At 48.8% G+C, this 16,905-nt stretch carries 15 protein-coding genes; 8 read left to right on the top strand and 7 right to left on the bottom strand.

Annotated elements, in window-relative coordinates; genetic code table 11:
- Window positions 1–92: 92 nt before the first annotated feature.
- The 3 genes from NDI34_RS08250 (at window position 93) to NDI34_RS08240 (ending at window position 2,760) form a co-directional block, all read left to right on the top strand.
- Window positions 93–1,094, top strand: coding sequence for a GDP-mannose 4,6-dehydratase (locus tag NDI34_RS08250; RefSeq protein ID WP_190433330.1), 1,002 nt, complete (start codon window positions 93–95; stop codon window positions 1,092–1,094).
- A gap of 5 nt (window positions 1,095–1,099) precedes the next feature.
- Window positions 1,100–2,260, top strand: coding sequence for a glycosyltransferase family 4 protein (locus NDI34_RS08245; protein ID WP_348232386.1), 1,161 nt, complete (start codon window positions 1,100–1,102; stop codon window positions 2,258–2,260).
- A gap of 119 nt (window positions 2,261–2,379) precedes the next feature.
- Window positions 2,380–2,760, top strand: a complete 381-nt coding sequence (locus tag NDI34_RS08240; protein ID WP_190433320.1) for a hypothetical protein — start codon at window positions 2,380–2,382, stop codon at window positions 2,758–2,760.
- A gap of 58 nt (window positions 2,761–2,818) precedes the next feature.
- Here NDI34_RS08240 and NDI34_RS08235 read toward each other — a convergent pair whose 3' ends face one another.
- Window positions 2,819–3,253, bottom strand: a complete 435-nt coding sequence (locus NDI34_RS08235) for a hypothetical protein (protein WP_190526312.1) — start codon at window positions 3,251–3,253, stop codon at window positions 2,819–2,821.
- A gap of 246 nt (window positions 3,254–3,499) precedes the next feature.
- Here NDI34_RS08235 and NDI34_RS08230 point away from each other — a divergent pair, with 246 nt between their 5' ends.
- The gene (locus NDI34_RS08230; RefSeq protein ID WP_348232385.1) at window positions 3,500–3,850 is read left to right on the top strand and encodes a hypothetical protein; all 351 of its coding nucleotides are present in this window, start codon (window positions 3,500–3,502) and stop codon (window positions 3,848–3,850) included.
- Window positions 3,851–4,026: 176 nt separating this feature from the next.
- A complete protein-coding gene (locus NDI34_RS08225; RefSeq protein ID WP_348232384.1) occupies window positions 4,027–6,222 on the top strand; it encodes a pentapeptide repeat-containing protein in 2,196 nt (731 codons plus the stop codon).
- Window positions 6,223–6,292: 70 nt separating this feature from the next.
- Here the strand turns inward: NDI34_RS08225 and NDI34_RS08220 are convergent, their stop codons facing one another.
- On the bottom strand, window positions 6,293–6,703 hold the full coding sequence (locus NDI34_RS08220; RefSeq protein ID WP_348232383.1) for a VOC family protein: 411 nt from the start codon (window positions 6,701–6,703) through the stop codon (window positions 6,293–6,295).
- A 269-nt stretch (window positions 6,704–6,972) separates the two neighbouring features.
- Here NDI34_RS08220 and NDI34_RS08215 point away from each other — a divergent pair, with 269 nt between their 5' ends.
- Window positions 6,973–8,145, top strand: a complete 1,173-nt coding sequence (locus NDI34_RS08215; RefSeq protein WP_348232382.1) for a glycosyltransferase — start codon at window positions 6,973–6,975, stop codon at window positions 8,143–8,145.
- An 8-nt stretch (window positions 8,146–8,153) separates the two neighbouring features.
- On the opposite strand, the gene NDI34_RS08210 is transcribed toward NDI34_RS08215, so the two are convergent.
- Window positions 8,154–9,806, bottom strand: coding sequence for an adenylate/guanylate cyclase domain-containing protein (locus NDI34_RS08210; protein WP_190414384.1), 1,653 nt, complete (start codon window positions 9,804–9,806; stop codon window positions 8,154–8,156).
- A gap of 403 nt (window positions 9,807–10,209) precedes the next feature.
- Window positions 10,210–11,820 (bottom strand): adenylate/guanylate cyclase domain-containing protein, encoded by a 1,611-nt coding sequence (locus NDI34_RS08205; RefSeq protein WP_348232381.1) that lies wholly within the window; start codon window positions 11,818–11,820, stop codon window positions 10,210–10,212.
- A gap of 529 nt (window positions 11,821–12,349) precedes the next feature.
- On the opposite strand from NDI34_RS08205, the gene NDI34_RS08200 reads away from it, so the two are divergent.
- Entirely contained in the window at window positions 12,350–13,873 is a 1,524-nt protein-coding gene (locus tag NDI34_RS08200) for a protein kinase (protein WP_348232417.1), read from the top strand.
- A 47-nt stretch (window positions 13,874–13,920) separates the two neighbouring features.
- Here the strand turns inward: NDI34_RS08200 and ylqF are convergent, their stop codons facing one another.
- Window positions 13,921–14,784 (bottom strand): ribosome biogenesis GTPase YlqF, encoded by an 864-nt coding sequence (ylqF, locus tag NDI34_RS08195; RefSeq protein WP_348232380.1) that lies wholly within the window; start codon window positions 14,782–14,784, stop codon window positions 13,921–13,923.
- 77 nt (window positions 14,785–14,861) lie between these two features.
- Window positions 14,862–15,284 carry a universal stress protein gene (locus NDI34_RS08190; protein ID WP_190414380.1) on the bottom strand — a complete coding sequence of 141 codons (423 nt, stop codon included), beginning with the start codon at window positions 15,282–15,284 and terminating at the stop codon, window positions 14,862–14,864.
- 177 nt (window positions 15,285–15,461) lie between these two features.
- Here NDI34_RS08190 and NDI34_RS08185 point away from each other — a divergent pair, with 177 nt between their 5' ends.
- A complete protein-coding gene (locus NDI34_RS08185; protein ID WP_190414379.1) occupies window positions 15,462–16,661 on the top strand; it encodes a phosphoglycerate kinase in 1,200 nt (399 codons plus the stop codon).
- Here NDI34_RS08185 and NDI34_RS08180 read toward each other — a convergent pair.
- Window positions 16,658–16,888: a hypothetical protein gene (locus tag NDI34_RS08180; RefSeq protein WP_190678743.1), complete on the bottom strand. Its 231-nt coding sequence runs from the start codon at window positions 16,886–16,888 to the stop codon at window positions 16,658–16,660. The genes NDI34_RS08185 and NDI34_RS08180 overlap by 4 nt on opposite strands.
- Window positions 16,889–16,905 lie beyond the last annotated feature (17 nt).

Below are 16,905 nucleotides of genomic sequence, written 5' to 3'. Positions count from 1 at the left end.
TTCCGAAAAAGCAAAGTATAAAAGAACATAGGATGTAGCTGCCTGAACCCAACTCCAGCCCCAACGCAACATTAAGTGGTTAAACTCGACTCATGGCAAAGACAGCGCTAATTACAGGAATCACTGGGCAAGACGGCTACTATCTCAGCCGTTTACTCTTGAAACGGGGTTATCGGGTGGCTGGGTTGGTACCGCTGCACCGCCAATCCAGTCTGGCTAAACTGGGTTCCCTCGCCAGCCAAATTGAGGTTTGTGCGGTTGACATGAGGGATAGCGCGACTCTGTTGGAAGTGGTGGAACAACTACAGCCTCAAGAAATTTATAATTTAGCAGCTCCCAGTTTCGTCCCAGATTCGTGGCAAGACCCGCTGGGAACGCTGGACTTGGTAACGGGTACGGCGACCAGGCTGTTAGATGCAGTGCGTCTGGCTGGATTGAACACGCGATTTTATCAAGCCAGCAGTTCCGAGATGTTTGGGCAGGTGGATCGGTCGCCTCAAGATGAGAATACGCCTTTTCGTCCGATGAACCCTTACGCAGCGGCAAAGTTGCACGCCCATTGGACGATGGTACATCACCGACAGCGCTACGGTTGGTTTGCCTGTAGCGGTATTTTATACAACCACGAGTCATCGAGACGACCTCCAAATTTTGTCACGCGGAAGGTGTCTTTAGCGGCAGCATCGATTAAATTGGGATTAAGCGATCGCCTGGAAATGGGCAACCTGGACGCCAAACGCGACTGGGGTTATGCTGGCGATCATGTGGAAGCAATGTGGCGGATGTTGCAGGCAGATGAACCGGAAGACTATGTGATTGGGACGGGTCAGTTACACAGCGTTCGGGAATTGGTGGCGACTGCTTTTGAGTGTGTGGGGCTAGATTGGACTCGTTATGTCGTTGTCGATCCCAAATTTCTGCGATCGGATGAACATTTCCATCTGGTGGCAAATCCAGAGAAAGCCAAGCGCCAACTCAACTGGGAACCGCAAGTTAGCTTCGAGGGTCTTTTGGAAAAAATGGTGTTGAAGGACTTGGAACGTTTACAAAGTGCTGAGGTGCCGTCCATCGCCCAGATGGAACAAAACTCCTAAAATTCATGGATATTGAAGTGGGAGAAAAGATAGATTATTTAGAGCCGACTGTTAAACCAGTCGCTAACCATATATTTATTTTTCTGGAAGTTTTTGGGTGCGAAGGGGGCATTCAATCCTACGTTAAGGATATTTTGCAGTCTTATACCTCATTAGGAAATCAAGCCAAAGGCGAGGTATTTTTGCTACGGGATAGCGTTGGATGCCCAAATCCCTTTGAGGGAAAAAACCTCAAATTTCATTATCTCAAAAGCCAAAATCCCCAAAAGGGACGCTTAAGGCTAGCAACTTCACTGCTAGCTTGTCTGTTACAACGCCGTCCCCATCATGTTTTTTGCGGTCATATTAATCTGTCACCGTTGGTAAGGCTGCTGTGTCAGCCGCTGGGGATTCCCTATACGGTGCTGACTTACGGAAAAGAATTTTGGGAACCCTTAGCCAATCAAGAACGAAGGGCACTCAAGCAGGCGGAGGGAATTTGGACAATTAGTCGCTATAGCCGCGATCGCGCCTGCGCGGTGAATGACCTAGACCCCAAGAAAGTGCAAATGCTACCCTGTGCGGTGGATGGGAATTACTTTACTCCAGGCCCGAAGCCACCCGCATTGATCGAACGGTATAATCTTGGCGGTGCCAAAGTTTTGATGACTGTAGCGCGGCTGTGGTCGGGCGATATCTACAAAGGCGTAGACGTTACCATTCGAGCCATCCCTGCGATCGCTCAAGTATTCCCAGAAGTCAAATATTTGGTGATCGGTCGCGGCGACGATCAACCCCGACTAGCACAGCTTGCCCAAGATTTAGGAGTTGCCGACCGGGTTATCTTTGCTGGGTTCGTTCCCACCGAAGACCTGGTAGACCATTACCGCGTCGCTGATGCTTACATCATGCCTTCCCAAGAAGGCTTTGGCATTGTCTATTTAGAGGCAATGGCTTGTGGCATCCCCGTCCTATCCGGTAACGATGATGGCTCTGCTGACCCCCTTCAGGATGGACGTTTAGGCTGGCGCGTCCCCCATCGCAATCCAGAAGCCGTGGCAAATGCCTGTATTGAAATCCTCAAAGGGGACGACCAGCGCTGCGACCCTCAGTGGTTGCGAGAACAAAGCCTCGCTTTGTTTGGAAAAGATGCCCTTGCCCAGCAATTAAAACAGCTGCTTGTTTGAATTGAATGCGATTAGGCACGTTTGAAAATCAATACTGAACGGCCTCTGTTCTCAGAGAGAATCGATTCTGATTTAGGATGGAAGTAGTCCATACTACCTTGCTTTTGTTGGAGACTGCCGTGAACCAGAACAGCCCCAATTCCTTTCAATTCAAGCTTTCTGGCGTCGGCTCTTGGCTTACCCTGGTGCTAATCATTTGGTTGCTAGGGTCGATTGGGCTTGGCTGGTTGGTGAAATCTTTTCTGATTCTGATAGGTTTAATCCTCGTTGCACCAGTCCTTGCTTTCCTAGGCTTTCGCTGGTGGTTGCAACGCAACCTCATTGCCGACCAATGTCCCGTCTGTAGCTATGAATTTACAGCTTTGAATCGAACCGAGTGCCAGTGCCCCAATTGTGGCGAGTCGCTCAAAATCGAACAGGGACACTTTAACCGTTTGACGCCTCCCGGAACGATTGACGTTGAAGCCGTTGAGGTATCTGCCCGCTCTTTGGAAGACTAGAACAAAATCAAGTTATTCGTCACTCGTTTTTGATTGATTACGACTGACGAATGACTGATTATTTAGTCTGTCCAGTAATCGATAGAGTATAAGGATGGGTGCCACCCGCGCGATCGCCGACATAAACGTTATAATCCCCCCGAAGCCAAACTCCTGAAATCTCCGGCTTATCTCCAGAAACACTATCTGCCAACACGCAGAATCGTCCTCCTGGGCCATCAACCAGAAGCGTAGGCTCGCCACTGCTTTGGATACTCAGGCGCAAGTAATCGATCCGATCTGCCGTTACCCGAACAACTTGATTCGGGGTTTGGGAGATATAACCGCAATTACTACTTGTTTGACCGCCAGAAGCTCCGTTAAGGACGACCGGATCGTTCGACAACTTCGACGACAGTTCTAACACTGGGGCATCACTACGAGCCGCCCCAGCGCCTGTTAAGATTAACGCCAAGGTTGTGGGAATAACTATCCATTTGCGAAGCATCTTCATTTCGTCATCCCCTTGCCTTTTTAAGGAAGTCTTACTATAAGTGTCCTACAGAAGTAAATAAAGGTGTTTCGAGTGTGTTCCTTTTCTTAAAGTGTCACGTATCTGAGAGGGCGCTAAAATTTCTTCTTTTTTAAGTCATGGTGTTGCTAAAACAAACTTTTGTTTAAATCACCAAGACAATACATGCTTGACTGTCAGTTTTTCATTTGTAACCGTCATTTTCGTCACTCACTATAAAAACAAAAGATGAATCCTCAAGAAAATCAAGACTGGGAGCGTAAACTCCAAGAACTAGATGCTCAAATCAATCAGAGCAACCCTCCCGCGCCAATGATAGAAACCGAACCGGGGAAACCTCTCCAGGTTCAACCTAAAGAATCTCAATCAATTCAGTCTCTGTTCAACAAAATTGGTAACTGGTTTCAAGGGCTTTCTGGTGCTGGTAAAGTTGCTGTTGTCGCCGTCGCGGCTTTGGTTGGTTTTGGGCTAATCAGAAGCGTTTTGTATCTAGTTGCATCCCTGATTAGTCTCGGCATCTTGGCAGGGTTAGTGTATTTGGCGTACAAACTGTTTATTGCCCCCAAGTCCCCCGATTAGCAAGTCTTAATTTTTTGGGTAGCAATGAGGACTATGGACTCCGGACGGGTATAGTCGTCTAAGGACGTAGGGCAGGTTCATTACTAATGCGGATCTTTACCAGCAAAATAAGGGTTGCCTGCCCGGACAAAATTTGCTAGAAGCGAACAGCTAACTGCTATTTGTGGAATGCTCGAATGGCTACCCAAAGCGTGAAAAAAAGCTCGAATCGCAAAAGCCCGTCTTGGCGGATACAGATGCACCGACTACCACTGGGTACCCGACGGGGTGCTGCCACGATTGTGGAAGTCTCGCTGGTGGTTGCGAGTGCTTTAGTTCCCTATAGCATCGGTCTTGCCGCCAAGTTTTGTACGAATGCTGGCGCGTGTGTCTCTCAGGAAACCGTTCCTCTCAACCCAGTGCTAGCAACCACCGAGGATGCGATCGCTCAAACGTTAGCAATTCCCCGGCGCGCAAGCAACCAACGGGTTGCTCCACTCACCAATTTGTTTTGGTGCGGGGCGCTGGTGGCTCCTGTCCTGGTCGTAGGCTGGCAACTGTATAAATTGGAAAAAACCGGACAAACCTCGCCCAAGCGCTGGCTAGGCGTCCAAGTCGTGCAAGAATCAGGCGACCCGCCGGGATTGATTCGCGCGATTTGGAGAGAGGGAGTCGGCAGGTGGGGATTGCCGCTTTCGACGGCTTATCTGATTTGGCGCTACAGCGGTGCTTTTCCGGATTTGGGGATTTTGCTGGGATTGTCTGCTTTGATGTGGCTGGGGGAAAATGCGATCGCGCTGTTCAATCCCGAACGTCGCACCTTGCACGATAGAATCGCTGGAACCTTTGTCATCGATGGAGCCAGGGCTTTTGTACCCGAGCGGTCGCGGAATGCTCCTCAGTTAAACCAATTGCCGGGAACCGAACAGCCAGCGAAGCGAGCAAGGGAAACCATCACAAGCATTGCCCTGACTTCTCAATCTTCCAAACCCTCTTCCAAGCGATCGCTGCATCTTTGGGACTGGATGCTCCAAAACCCCAGTCTGACTCTGATAATTGTCGGCTTTTCTTGCATGAGTGCTGTCTTGGGAACCTTTGTCGGCACTCAAATGTACATTCAAAATCAGGCAAATTGGCGCTCATCTAAGCAACAGAATAACCAGGTGTTTCTGGCGCTAGTCGAGCGGTTAAGTCGATCTTCCCCCAACCAATTAGAAGAACGACGGAGTGCTATCCTGGCGCTGGCAAGGTTGGACGACTCGCGGGCGATTCCCTTCTTAGTAGATTTGCTGGGTCAAGAAAGGGTACCTGCTTTGATGGAGACAATTGGGCAAACCTTAGTCAGTACGGGTCCGGAAGCTTTACCCTACTTGCAGCGCTTAAATCTTTCCCTGCAAAAGGACGAAGCGCTGCTGCAAGGAAGTGGATTCGTAGAGCGACAGTTAATAGCAAAGCGACTGGTGGGCACTCAACGCGCGATCGCTAAAATTCTCAGCATCTACCCCACTCAAGTCCACAAGGTCGATCTCAGTCGCACCGACCTCGCACAGGTACGCCAAGAGCCTGCTCCATTTACTCTGGTTCTAGACAAAGCTGACCTTTCTGGGATTCTCTTCAAAGGAGCCTCCCTCACAGGTGCCAGTTTACGGAATAGCCGCTTCTTGGGTGCCGGTGAGGATGGGCGTCTGGGCACCTTTGATGATCGGATTGCGGACTTCAATGGAGCCGATCTTAAAGAAGCGAACCTCAGTGGCGCTCTTTTGAGCCGTGTGCCCCTGAATCGCACCAACCTGATCCGTGCCACCTTGAATCGGGCTAATTTGTCCCAGGCTCAACTCGTGGGCGCAAATCTCAGTAGTGCCAAGTTAATCGGTGCAGATTTGCATCAAGCCGTCTTAGAAAATGCCAGCCTGACGGGTGCAGATTTAGCCAATGCCAACTTTACCCAGTCCAATCTCTCTAGCGCCCGTCTCGGACAAGTTAGCGCTGTCGGAGCTAAGTTTCCCTTTGCGCTGCTGACAAACTCCAACTGGCAAGGAGCAGACCTTTCGGAAGCAGATTTTCAGAACGCCAATCTCCAAAAATCTGACCTCAGTGCCACCAGACTGGTTGGTGCCAATCTCGCTCAGGCTCAGTTGCAAAATGCCAATTTACAAAACACAAACCTGAGTGCGGCAGACCTGCGCGGGGCGAATCTAGCAGGGGCTAATTTGAAGGGGGCAACCTTTGCCGCTCCAAAACCCGTGCAGTCGGATCAATTCATTCAAGAGGCACCCAATGCCGCATCCTTGGCTCGCGTTCAAGGCGTCGATTTTTCTCAAGTGAAAAATTTAGATGCCAAGCAAATTGACTTGATTTGCGACCAAGGAGGGCGTCATCCTCGCTGTCAGTAAATCTCGCTGTTAGAAAATAAGGCAAAAAGGCACCCAGAAACAGCAAGATCCAGCGAAGCAGGAAAGTGCTCTAGGGTAGATTGGGCATATGAACCAATTCCAGTTTGATCCCATCGGGATCGGCAAAGAAGACAGCGTAGTAGCCCGGTGCATACTTGTTGTATTCGGCTGGCGGATCGAGGACTGTAGCGCCTAGTTCAAGAATCAGGTTGTATAAGTTATCTACCTGTTCGCGGCTGTCGGCGTTAAAGGCAAGATGGTGTAGTCCTGGCGAGTAGCGATCGTGTATTTTGTTCGGGGAATCCGGATTCGCGGCATAAATCAAAATTGCCCCGACATCCTTTGACCACCACATAATAAACTCATCATTTTTCTCCACCTGCTGGTAGCCCATGAATTCCAAAATGGCGTTATAAAACGGTTCCGATTTCGAGCGATCGCTAACCGTCAAGCTTAGGTGATTCAAGGTACCAAGGGTCATACAAGCCTACCCTGTTTCGGAAGAACAAATGTATTATAAACTTCCGTTTTACAGGTTGGTTCAGCGCAGGAAATCCGATTTTTAGCAAGGAGCCGATATTTTGTGTGCTGTCATACATCAAAAATATATAAGTTTTGCTCTCTATCTACCGAAGGGCAGGCAAAAAAAGAATTCTTTTTTTACTGTTTAATTAGCTTTATGCGATCGCATTTAAAATACCACGAGTCCCTTAAGCCAGTTCATGGTGTCAAATGAAGCTAAGCTTCTGCATGATTGTTAAAAACGAAGAATCGTCTTTACCACAATGCTTGAATAGTGTCAAAGATGTGGTAGATGAAATGGTGGTGCTGGATACCGGCTCCACTGACAAAACTGTTGAAATTGCCAGAGAATTTGGGGCGAAGGTTTATCACTTTGAATGGTGCAATGACTTTTCAGCAGCGCGGAATGAGTCGTTGAAGTACGTTCAGGGAGATTGGGTGCTGGTGCTGGATGCGGATGAAGTGCTGACACCGGAAATTGTGCCGCAGATGAAGCAAGCGATGGAAAGAGATCGCAACCTCGTTATCAACCTGATTCGTCAAGAAGTCGGAGCCTCTCAATCGCCCTATTCCCTAGTTTCTCGTCTATTTCGCAATCACCCAGACGTGCGCTTTTCTCGTCCTTACCATTCTCTAGTGGATGATAGCGTTGCCGAATTGTTGCTGCGAGAACCCCAATGGCAGATCGTTTCTCTGTCAGATGTCGCAATTTTGCACTATGGCTATCAACCGGGAGCGATCGCATCTTTAAACAAATTCGATAGGGCGCAGGCGGCGATGGAAGGCTATCTGGCAAGCCATCCCAACGATCCCTATGATTGTTGTAAATTGGGGGCGCTTTATATAGAAACCGGGAAAATTAGTAAGGGAATCGGAATCCTCAAGCGCGGCTTAAAATCGACACAGATCGATGCTTCTGTTTTATACGAGCTGCACTACCATCTGGGCAATGCCTATATTCGTGTGAACGATCTTGCACAAGCAGCAACACACTATCAAGTCGCCATTCAACAACCAATTCTGCCCAAACTTAAACTAGGGGCTTATAACAATTTAGGCAACTTGTTGATAGCATCTGGGGATTTTACTAATGCTCAAAAAGCTTATGAAACGACCTTACAAATTGACCCTAGTTTTGCGGTCGGAAAGTACAATCTAGGCATGGCATTAAAAGCAATCGGGCGTTTGCCGGATGCGATCGCTGCTTACCGCCAAGCGATTCAACTGAACCCAGACTATGCAGAGGCGTATCAAAATCTGGGAGTTGCCCTGTTGAAAATGGGGAACGTAATCGAAAGTTTAGAAGCATTTGGGAAAGCGATCGCCCTTCACGAGCAACACAACCCAGAGGAAGCCGCTAGACTCCGCCAAGGATTGCAAGAAATGGGGTTCCAGGTTTAATCTCATCTCTAACCCGACTGAATACCATCGTGGATAACGCTCTGCCGCTTAGTCTGATAAACCCGTATCGGTCGGTCAATACCTTTAAAACGGTACTCTCCCATCGGAAACAAATCTTTCGGTTGACTGAGCAAAGAATAGCTGGCTTCACTCACGACACATTCACCGGGGGGACAAATTCCTTCCATCCGCGAGGCAAGATTAATCGTAGCGCCTAAGACGGTATAGTCTACTCTCTGAGAGCTGCCCACATCTCCAACCACCGCTTTACCGCTGTTAATCGCTATCCGCAATTGCAGCGGTTGTTGAAAGAACTTACGAGCATTCAGACGCTCCAGACGTTCCAGCATTCCCCAAGCAGCGGCAAAAGCCCGGTCGGCATGATCCGGCTGGGGTTCTGGAGCGCCAAAAAATGCCATAATGCAATCTCCAATAAATTTATCTAGCGTTCCTCTGGCGGCAAAAACTTCTTTGAGCATCTCCTCAAAGAAACTATTGAGCAAATCGGCAATTTCTGTCGGAGTTAAACGTTCCGAAAGCGCAGTAAAGCCAACAATATCGGCAAAAAGAATGCTGATTTCGCCTTCTGTGGGGGTAAGACGACCGCCTTCTAATCCTCCTACATTCATAATGTGCTGCACAACTGAAGGAGAGTGATAGCGTTCTAATCGGTGTCGAATGTTGGCTTCGCTTCTGAGTTTCTCTGCTAACAGCCAACGTTGCACCGCCGACGCCACCAAATTCGCTAAAGCTGAAAAAAAGCTGAGGTCTTCATCTCCTCCTTTGTTCCAATGGGTAAAAGAAAGATGGGCATCGGCATAAAGAACGCCGACTACCTGATTTTCATCCCACAGAGGAACCGCTAGAGCGCTGCGAATGCCTTTTGCTAAAATACTATGTTCGCCTTCAAACCGTTCATCCATTTGGGCATCAGCGGTTTTAATGGCGACTTTATCCGTAAATACTTTTTGACAAATGGTGCGGCTAATCCAACTGCCATCTGCGGCGAGATTTTCCTGCTGAGAAATATCTCTCGCTGCTGCTTGAAGTAATTCAAGTTCCCCCGAACAATCGACATCAATCAACAATGCCAACCGATCGATACTAATGAGATCGCGGAAAACAATTTCTTGTATCTGCTGGAAAATTGCTTCAATCGATTCGGCAGAATTCAGACATCTAGCGATATCAACCAAGTCTTTCAGCCGAGCGATCGCTTTGTGGGGATTTGCAATATTACTCCCTTCATCATCCGCTTGTATCCATTGCTGTTGCAGTTCTTTGGCATTGCGAAGAATCGTCACTTCTTCGGGGATCGGATCTGCATTGATGGGATTGAGTTGAGTTTTTTGTTGAGGAGAACTAGCTAAAAGAATGTGGATGAAAACATGACCCATCTGAATAACATCCCCATGATTCACTCTTTGGGGCGCTGCTAGCAGACGGTCATTTAACCGCGTTCCGTTTGTGCTATGCATATCTTCGACTACCCACACGCCATCCGGTGTATTTAACAACCGGGCATGACAGCGGGAAATTTCAAAATAAGGCAAGTACAGATCGCATTCTGGCAAACGACCAATAATAAATTCCTCTTTATCCACCGTGACGGTGCTTTCAGCATTTTCCTCAACTTGTAGGCGCAGCTTGAGTTCAGCCATGACTCTAAACCTCCTTGAACCAAGGCGAACAAGGCTTGCTAAAACTCCTGGACAAAGCAATAGTCAAAGAAAGCACCCACAAATATATGCGTTTTCCCGGCAATTACTGCCACCATCTTAACTCTGACGAAATCCTTCGACAGATGATACGCTGTGTTGCCATAGGTCGCAACGACCGGGAAATCGCACCCAGCTCCTTTTCGGTTAACCTTCTGCTCAACCTCTTGCCACCTCTGGCTAACCCACCCCGATACGGGGAAGGTGAGGAATAAATTTTTTGGGCTGGTGAGGAGAAGCGATAAACTCCTCGATTTCGTCGTCGAGAAAGGGTTTGGCTTGGTCTTAGCCGAAAACTCCAAATCCGCCCTTTCGCTCCACCAAAACTCAGAGGGGAGCCAGCACTTTAATGCCGCTTGGTTTGATAAACTCTGACAGGTCGGTCTATGCCTTTGAAATGGTGTTCTCCTACCGTCTGCAAGTCTTGGGATCGCTTCAGCAATGAATACGTGGCTTCACTAACGACACATTCACCGGGAGGGCAGATTCCTTCCATGCGGGAGGCTAAATTAATCGTTGCTCCTAAAGCGGTATAGTCTACTCTTTGAGAGCTACCGACATCTCCAATCACGGCTCTGCCACTATTGATAGCAACCCGAATTTGCAGCGGTTCGCGCCAGACTCGAGCGGCATTTAATTTCTCTAGACGAGTCAGCATTCCCTTGGCGGCAGCGAAAGCTCGGTCGGCATGATCCGGTTGAGGTTCCGGAGCGCCAAAAAATGCCATGATGCAGTCTCCAATATACTTGTCTAACGTTCCTCCAGCGGTAAAAACCTCCTGTAGCATTTCCTCGAAGAAATCATTGAGTAATTGGGCAAGTTCTGTAGGACTCAACCGTTCCGAAAGGGCGGTGAAGCCAACAATATCGGCAAAGAGAATGCTGATATCAACCTCAGCAGGCGTGAGACGACCGTTGTCTAAGGCCCCTAAGGTCATAATGTGCTGTACAACGGCAGGGGAGTGATAGCGCTCTAGTCGAGTCCGAATGGTTTCTTCGTTTCTCAGTTTCCGTGTTAACAGCCAACGTTGGACTGCGGATGCGACCAGATTCGCTAAAGCCGAAAAAAAGCTGAGGTCTTCCTCGCCTCCTTTCGTCCAATGGCTAGAGGAAAGATGAGCATCGGCATAAAGAACACCGACTACTTTATTTTCATCCCAAAGCGGGACGGCGATCGCGCTCTTGATCCCTTTGACTAAAATGCTCTGTTGCCCCTCAAACCGTTTATCCATCTGGGCATCAGCGGTTTGAATTGCGACTTTCTCGGCAAATACCTTTTGACAAATGGTGCGGCTAATCCAACTGCCATTTGCCGTTAGATTCTGTTGTTCCAAAATATCTCTAGCGGCGGCATTCAGCAATTCTAGTTTGCCGGAACCCTCTACATCGATTAACAATGCCAAGCGCTCAATGCTTTGAAGTTCGCGGAAAACGACTTCCTGCACCTGGTAGAAAATTGCTTCGATCGATTCAGCTGCGCTCAAATTCTTGGCGATATTCACCAAATCTTTGAGACGAGCGATCGCTTTTTCCTTATTGCTAACTACGTCTAGCGTCCCTTCCGCTTGTATCCACTGCTGTTGCAGCTCTTGAACATTGCGAAAGATGGTGGTTCCTTGAGCCACGGGTTCCACCAGCTGTGTTAGATGGGGTTGAGCAGGATGGCTCAAAAGAATATTCAGGCTAATATCTCCCAGCCAAAGAATATCGCCGTGATTTACCTGTTGAGGCGAGATGACAGGGCGTTCATTCAATCGCGTTCCGTTTTTGCTGCCCATATCCTCAATTGTCCACGCCCCAGAAGGCGTTTTCAAAAAGCGGGCATGACACCGGGAAATTCCCTCGAAAGGCAAATGCAAGTTGCATTCTGGCAAACGACCGATCGTAAATTCATCCCGATTCACCGTAATCGTTCTTTCTGTATCTCCCTCTCGTAGACGCAGATTGAGTTCAGCCATGACTCCTATCCCTTTTTGAAGCGAAGCGAACGAGGCGTGCAAAAACTCAGCAAAGTAAGGGGCTTTTGATTGGTTTCCCTCACTTCCCCTCAAGGTTATGGCATTCTCAAAGGCATTTATGCAACCCTGCCCAAGCTACACGCTTAGGGCAGCTTAATCGGCAAATCGTTTGAGTTTTAGCGTTAATGCCTCTGCGCCCTTCAGCCTTACCTTATATAAATGGGGGGTCATACCCCTCATTCCTTGAACAACAGTATCATAGTATTCGCTGGTTCCCGATGTCAGGTCGAGGTTTTAGCGAGACCGTCGAAGCCTTGACAACTGGGCACCAGAGAAGACGCGAAAGTGCGGTTTTCATACGCAGTCAATCAAGAGTGCGGCGGGAGAGAGCGATTCCCTGAAAGGGGGTAGCTCTTTCATCAGATATGCAATCCGTGCATATCTGATGAAACATCCGGAAAACACTGCTTCCTTTTTGGAAAAACTCAATTATGTTAAACGGTTTACCTCAGCTCAGGGCAGCGACACCATGATAGGCATATTACTAGACCAGCGCTACCAGGTGATCCAGGCGCTAGGCCAAGGTGGATTTGGTCATACTTACATTGCCCAAGACACTCGCCGACCTGGGAACCCTACCTGCGTTGTTAAACACCTCAAACCCGCCACTAGCAATCCCGAATTTTTACAAACAGCGAGACGCCTGTTTAATAGCGAAGCCGAAACTCTGGAAAAGTTGGGGAACCACGACCAAATTCCCCGGCTGTTAGCTTACTTTGAGGAGCAGGAAGAGTTTTACTTAGTGCAGGAATTTATCGACGGACAGCCTCTAAGTGTAGAACTGCCACCAGGACAGCAGTGGAGCGAAAGTCAGGTGATTCAACTGCTGTCTGAAGTATTATCTATTCTGGAATTTGTACACGAGAACGGGGTGATTCATCGGGATCTCAAACCGGATAATTTAATTCGCCGTTCTTCCGATAAGAAGTTAGTTTTGGTAGATTTTGGTGCCGTCAAACAGGTGCAGATGCAATCCGTCATCGCTCAAGAAGGGATGAATGAGACGGTTGCGATTGGTACCCCAGGCTATATGCCTAGCGAACAGGGACAAGGCAGACCCCGCCCTAGCAGCGATCTTTACGCACTGGGCATGATTGGTATCCAAGCCTTGACCGGGCTGAATCCCAGGCAATTAGCAGAAGATCCCGACAGCGGGGAGATTCTCTGGCGGCACTTGGCTCAAGTTAGCGATGGGTTAGCCGCTGTCCTGAGCCAGATGGTACGCCACTACTTCAAATTCCGCTACCAGTCAGCAACCGAGGTATTGCGATCGCTTGCTTCCCTAACCCATCCGAATTCCCCGGCAGCGATCGCCGCAGTCTTGGGACAGAAGGTGCGCGGTTACTGGAAAGACGGTTCTGTGTCGGCAAATAAGGCACTGCGCTCGCTCCAAGAACGCACCAATCCCCACGTCTCGCCCAATAACGCCCCTGCTCCTATTTCCACCCCGGCGATCGCGCCCCCTACGGACAATACCGTAACCATTGCTACAGGCAATTCATCGGAAAAGACAGTGGATTCTCCGGCTAGCGTCGTAGATGAAGCAACGCCTCCAACCGCACCCGCCACGCAGAACACGGTGACAATTGCTCCTGGAAATCCCGCCCCAGCTCCGATTAGTTCGTCGTCCAGCCTGGATTCTGGACTTAAATCTCCTAACAAATTGCCGCTGTTAATTGGAGCAAGCACTGCTATCTTTGTCATTGCAATTGGGGTAATTTTTGCAAGTCGTCAAGTCCCGTCCTCTCCTGAAACGGCTAAAAATCAAATTACTGCGCCAGCTAAAAATGAAGTGAAAAACACTTGTGTTGTTGTTCTTAGTTCATCCAATGTCCGCTCTGTGGATGGACGAAAGAAAACAGGGGATGTTGTGAAAGCAGGAACCAAAGTCTCTGTTACTGGAAAAGAAGAAGGTGGCTGGATAGAAATTAACTCTCCAGTCTCCGGTTGGATTTGGAAGGGTCGGACAAAAAATACCTGTCCTTCTAAATAGGAATAGTTCTTACTCCAAGACATTTAATTGTCCGGAGCTTTTGCTATTCAGACTGGCGGCAATTCTAGGGGAATCGCACCTAATAAACCCGTGCGAAAATCATTTAATAGCTGTCGTGCTGTGCGCTCTACATCGCCTTTATGACGTTCATCTGCCACAGCTTGTAGATATTCGTCGCCTGCGAAGGAACTCGGATCGACTCCGTAGCGAGATTGTAAAGACTTCAATAGAAATAAATCGGCATCGGGGGCGTTGAGAGTTTTGAGCAAATCTACTAGCGCAGATGCCACTCGTTGATTGTCGTAAGACGCCTCACCAATATCATCACAAATCGCTAACTTTAAAGCAGCAGGCTGATTTTCTAACTTGGAAGGTAAAACGCCAGGGGCATCTAAAAGTTCAATCTCATCGGAAATGCGTATCCAGCGCAGCTGGCGCGTTACACCCGCACGACGGGCGCTTTCTACCACCCGCTTTCCTAATAAACGATTAATGAGCGCCGATTTGCCCACATTGGGAAACCCAATCGCAACGGCACGAACTGGACGAGGAAGCATCCCGCGATCGCTTCTTCGTTGATTCATCTCTACACCCGCTGCCTGCGCCGCCTGTGCCACTGCTGCAACACCCTTCCCATGCTGGGCATCTGTGAAGTATGGCGTTTCCCCCCGATCCCTAAACCACTCAGTCCACAGTTGCCGGACTGCGGGAGAAATCATATCCGTGCGGTTAAGTACCAATACCTTTGCCTTGCCGCCTATCCACTCTGGCACGCGGGGATGGTGCGTAGAGATGGGAATTCGGGCGTCTCGCACTTCCAACACCACATCCACACGCTTGAGCTGTTCTTTAAGCGCTTTCTCAGCCTTGGCAATGTGTCCGGGATACCACTGAATTGAAGGAGTCGTCATAAGATTTTAGATTTTAGATTTTAGATTTTAGATTTTAGATTGAATCTAAAATCCAAAATCCAAAATCTAAACTTTGACTAAGGAACAATCAATACCGGACAAGGAGATAAATTAATTACCCGGTTCGTGACGCTGTCAGTCATGCCTTCTTCAGTCAAACCCAGCCCTCGACAGCCCATCACAATTAAATCGGCGTCAATTTCGTCAGCAACATCGCAGATGGTAAAAGCTGGTTTGCCTTGACGCTCAATCGTTTGAGACTGGATGCCTTGATCGGCAAATAGATTTTGAGCTGTTTTGAGCAGTTCGGCGACTGCTTCTGGCGATGTCATTGCAGCATCTGAATTGAGCGGCGACACCTCTGGCTCTGGGCTGGGTTCTTCTACCACCGAAAGCAAAATTAATTTACTACCATACTTTTGCACAACATTTACAACGACATCAGCCGCTTCGCGCGCTTCTCGACTTTGATCGACAGGAAACAGAACAGTCTTGAACATGGCACGCTCCTGTAGAAACCCCAACTCTTGTAAAATGTGGACGGCTAGAGAGCTAGAAATAACCTTACCCCTGCATTTGGTTTGGTCTATCTAGCTTTTGAGGGAAAAGGGCAAACGACCAGTGACACGCGGTTGCTAGTGAAGAGTATAAAAAGACGCAATTAGGAGGTTTACGCTGTGTCCAAGAAAACTGTAGCAAATTTATCGGCATCCGATTTATCCGGCAAAAGGGTACTGGTACGGGCGGATTTTAATGTACCGCTGGACAATGGCAACATTACTGACGATACTCGCATTCGGGCAGCTCTGCCGACAATTCAGGATTTAACTTCCAAAGGCGCTAAGGTAATTCTGTCTAGTCACTTTGGGCGTCCCAAAGGTGTCGATGATAAATACCGCCTGACGCCGGTGGCAAAGCGCCTGTCTGAATTGCTGGGTAAAGAAGTTGTCAAGACTGACGACTGTATCGGTGATGATGTCGCTGCCAAGGTGGGGGCGATGCAAGATGGCGACGTGCTGCTGCTGGAAAATGTCCGCTTCTACCCGGAAGAAGAGAAGAATGACCCAGAATTCGCTAAAAAACTGGCTTCAGTTGCCGATTTATATGTGAATGATGCGTTTGGAACAGCTCACCGCGCTCATGCTTCTACAGAAGGTGTAACCAAGTATCTCAGCCCATCGGTGGCGGGGTACTTGATTGAAAAGGAACTCCAGTATCTGCAAAGCGCGATTGAAAGTCCTCAGCGTCCTTTGGCAGCAATTATTGGGGGTTCCAAGGTTTCTAGCAAGATTGGCGTCATCGAAACGCTGCTGGATAAGTGCGATAAGCTGATCCTGGGCGGCGGCATGATTTTCACCTTCTACAAGGCTCGTGGGCTAAGTGTCGGTAAGTCGCTGGTGGAAGAAGATAAGTTAGAACTGGCGAAGTCTTTGGAAGCTAAGGCGAAAGAGCGTGGTGTTCAACTGCTATTGCCGACAGATGTCGTCGTTGCAGATAATTTTGCGGCTGATGCCAATGCTCAAACGGTTAGCATTGACGCCATTCCCGATGGTTGGATGGGTTTGGATATTGGTCCCGACTCGGTGAAATTCTTCCAGGAATCGCTTGCTGATTGCAAGACGGTAATCTGGAATGGCCCGATGGGAGTATTCGAGTTTCCGCAATTTGCCAAGGGAACGGAAGCGATCGCGCGGACTCTTGCCGATCTCACTAAGAGCGGGACGACTACCATTATCGGCGGTGGCGACTCGGTGGCAGCCGTGGAACAGTTGAACTTGGGCGAACAAATGAGCCACATCTCGACTGGCGGTGGCGCTAGTCTGGAGTTGCTGGAAGGGAAGGAACTTCCTGGTATTGCGGCGTTGAATGATGCCTAAGTTCTAAGAGTAAACAAATAAAATTCTTGTAGAGACGCGATTAATCGCGTCTCTACGCTTTTTGGGGTATATTGCTTCGCTGTCCTTCTCAAAGAGAGCGATCGCGTTTGTTGGGAAAGAGAGCGCGATCGCTTGTATTCAGTATTAAGTGAAATAGAGTGGACACCTGACGGGGTGGTAGCGAAACGGTAGCGCTTAGAGCGATCGCTAGCTAAATTGGAGTACATACGGCGCTAAGGAACCA

The organism is Trichocoleus sp. DQ-U1 (assembly GCF_039961925.1).
Taxonomy (GTDB): domain Bacteria; phylum Cyanobacteriota; class Cyanobacteriia; order Cyanobacteriales; family FACHB-T130; genus FACHB-T130.
The sequence above is the reverse complement of the archived record's forward strand: the minus strand, read 5'-3'. Positions and strand labels throughout refer to the sequence as shown.